4 protein-coding genes are annotated in these 3148 nt (G+C 67.7%); all 4 read right to left on the minus strand.

Annotation, left to right across the window (positions count from 1 at the left end; all coding sequences use genetic code 11):
- Positions 1 to 15 precede the first annotated feature (15 nt).
- Positions 16 to 1569, minus strand: coding sequence for a DUF6094 domain-containing protein (locus Q673_RS24430; RefSeq protein WP_442778051.1), 1554 nt, complete (start codon positions 1567 to 1569; stop codon positions 16 to 18).
- 17 nt (positions 1570 to 1586) lie between these two features.
- Positions 1587 to 2180, minus strand: coding sequence for a hypothetical protein (locus Q673_RS24435; protein ID WP_031217836.1), 594 nt, complete (start codon positions 2178 to 2180; stop codon positions 1587 to 1589).
- 82 nt (positions 2181 to 2262) lie between these two features.
- Positions 2263 to 2886 carry a DUF3275 family protein gene (locus tag Q673_RS24440; RefSeq protein ID WP_023005300.1) on the minus strand — a complete coding sequence of 208 codons (624 nt, stop codon included), beginning with the start codon at positions 2884 to 2886 and terminating at the stop codon, positions 2263 to 2265.
- Positions 2887 to 2979: 93 nt separating this feature from the next.
- Positions 2980 to 3148 (minus strand): JAB domain-containing protein (locus Q673_RS24445; protein WP_023004498.1); only part of this gene is annotated, 169 nt, incomplete at its 5' end.

The following is a 3148-nucleotide window of genomic DNA, read 5'->3' on the forward strand; positions in this document are numbered from 1 at the left end:
CGCCCGGGGCGCCGGTCAGTACTCCTCTGGCAGTAGCAGCGTGGTGGCGCTGCGATCTGCCTCGGTGATGATCCAGACGGTGAGCGACTCACCGATCCGGTAGGACGAGAGCAGCCTGTCACCGTGAATCAGCGCCTGCTCGTTGCTCTGTCGATCCTCGTCGGGCACGTCACCCCAGTCGCCGGTGACGTGTCGTCGGAGCAGCGCCATGGGCGAGACCTCGCCCCGCTCCACCAGCTCGTTCACGGCCCGGGTCATCACCACACGCCCTACGTCGAAGCGGCGTGGATCCGGCCTCGCGGCACGTTCGGCGACCCGGTTGAGCGGCTCAGGGGCATCGCCTGCCTCAGCCTCGGCCGTCTGATCACCCTCTTCCGGCTCGCCATCATTGGCCGCCGGCGTCGAGGTAATGGTCAGCAGCTGCCCACAGCGAGGCGAGTCTGGCGTCATCTCCCAGGCGCGGATCACCGGCACGAAGCGGTCGGTGAGCACGCGGGTCTCGGTGATGGAGCCATCCTCCCGCTCGGTGAACTCGGTCTTGGCGACCTTATCCTTGTGGGTGTTGCCCTTGACCACCAGGCAGCGGCCGTTGGGCGCAGTGACCACGCCGGAGATCGCCCCGGCCGCCAGCGACAGGGCCAGATGCCAGGAGGAGAGCCGGCGCACCGGGGGACGCGGCGACAGGCCGGTCTTCCCGAACACGCTGCCCACCTCGGGCCAGAGCCCCTGCAGCTTCCCGACCTCATCGGCCAGCTGCTCGGCATCGAGCGACACGCGGTAAAAGTGGCGCAGCTCGCCCTGAGCCGCCGGCACCGCGTAGGGTTCGAAGGGCCACACCGCCGGGATCACCTCGGGTATGACCTCCTTGCTTCCCACGCGCAGCAGCTGGGCGCGCATCGCCTTGGCCTCCTGGCTGCGCTGCGCCTCACGGCGTCGCACCCGGCGGCCCAGGATCACCACCTGCTGAAAGTCATCCACGGCGGCGCGGAAGACCCTCAGCTCGGTGAAGTGGTTGACCAGCCAGCCGGTCAGCTCCTTGTCCAGGGCGTAGTCGGGAACGATCAGCACCATCACGCCCCCATATTGCAGGGTGCCAACGGTGCGCTGGTAGAACAGCTTCTCCAGGCGCCTGCGCCCCTTGCCCTGATAGCTCTCGTAACCGGCGTGGTCGGCCAGCAGGTCGCCATAGGGCGGGTTGAGCCACAGGCAGCCCACGCTGCGCGGTGAGATCACCGTATCCATCAGGTCGCCCTGTAGGCCTCTATCCACCAGGCCATGCATCGAGGCGGCCCGCTCGGCGTGATACTCCACGCCACAGGCCTGAACGCGTTCGCGCCCCAGGTGGTGGGCAAGCTCGGCGATGGCAGCGCCCTCCCCCGCACAGGGGTCTAGCACCCGCATCCGGCCGGTGCTGGCTGGGCGGAGCGCCTGAAGCACCCGCTCAAGCGACGCCTCGTCCGTGGGGAAGTAGCCATTCCTGGCGAAGTTGCGCGCAATGCGCTGAAACATCAGTGCCATGCGACACCTCCTGTCGGTTGGGTATGGTAGGCGCGGCCAGAACGGCCGCACCGTGGTGGAGCGAGCGCTCAGGGCTCGGGGGTGAGCACGCCGGCGCGGATCATGCCGCTGATGCGCGGGGCCAGGTCGTTCTCATCCAGTGAGATCTCCCAGGCCTGAATCGGCCCCTGTGAGAACGAGGCCGGCAGTACCGCCTGCTGGGCATGCAGCAGCGTCATCACCGGCGCCTGCCAGTGATCCAGCAGGGGCAGCGGGCAGAGCTCCCGCACGCGTGGCCATAGCTGGTCATCGACCGGGCAGACGCCCTCCTCGTCGTCGAGCAGGACGATGCTGTGAAGGTTGGCGCGATCCGGCGTGATGCAGCGCTGGTCGAAGAGCCACACGTGCACCAGGGTGCCGAAGCGCGTCTGGCGCAACCGGGCAGAGCGCCGGGAGTAGCGGTCCATGTCGCCAAAGACCATGGGGTGGCGAGTGTCGCCCTGGCAGAGATGCAGGGTATCCAGGCCGTTGTCTGCCGCTGGCAGCGTCAGCCTGGCCAGCAGCTCCTGCAGCGCTGTATCCCGCCCCCACAGGGAGAGAAACAGGCACTCACGCTGCCGGCCAAGGCAGAACGCATCGGCGTACAGGTCCAGGCACTCATCAAGAGTGTAGAGCTCGGGCATGATGGCCTCCATCGGTTAGCAAAGAGCGATGGGGACATCCCGAGCCCAGGGCATCGAGATGCCCCGGTGGGGATTGGCTGCCTCAGGCAGCGGCTTGCCAGGTCTGGGTCGGCGCCTGGAATCGGTAGCCCAATTCCTTCAGTCGACTCACCTGACGGCGGAACAGCGCTCGGTCCACGGTGGGATCGAGCTTGACGCTCTGCCCCAGGGGCCAGAGCAGGCCGAAGAGCTCGGCGTCGGGGTTGGCCTCCTGGCCAGCGGCGTGGGTCTCCGGGGCTTGCGGCCCTGGCCCCTCGCCAGCATCAACCTGAGACGGCGGCGCAGGCGGTGCCATCGGCTCGCCCGACCCAGGCGCAGGCGGGGCTGGCGGCACGGGTGGCGCTGGAGCGGCCTCCTCCTCCAGCGGATCCATCTCCGCGGAGTCGAAACGCGGCCCATGCTGGGTCACCAGCATGCCGTCCTCGGTCAGCAGCATCTCGCCGACCTTGGCGCGAACCTCCACGACCAGCCGGCCACCGGTGAAGTAGCTCGCCGGGCGGACCTCGAGCAGCAGAAACTCGCCCTCAAACACCCCTTCGCTGAACTGGTCCAGCTGAGGGTCCTTGATGACGAACTCACCGATCGAGGCCGCCAGCCGGCCGACGTTGAAGGGGCCGTTGCGCCCATGAATGGTGCGGACGGTGAGCCGCCCGGGAATCTTGATCATCACCAGACTCCTGTTCGACAGGATGCAAAAAGAGCGAACGGGGCCGGCAGCGCCGGCACCCGTCCAAGAAGTCACGGGCAAGCGCCCGAGGTGTCAGAGATAACCCCGCTCCGCGAAGGAGACCGAGTCCGAGCCGCCCACCACGATATGGTCGAGCACGCGAACTTCGATCAGACCCAGTGCCTCTTTAAGGCGCTGGGTAATGCGTCGGTCCGCATCGCTCGGATCGGGCTCCCCGCTCGGGTGGTTGTGGGTGAAGATC

Origin of the sequence: Halomonas sp. PBN3 (assembly GCF_000475415.1) — a bacterium.
Lineage (GTDB): Bacteria > Pseudomonadota > Gammaproteobacteria > Pseudomonadales > Halomonadaceae > Halomonas > Halomonas shengliensis.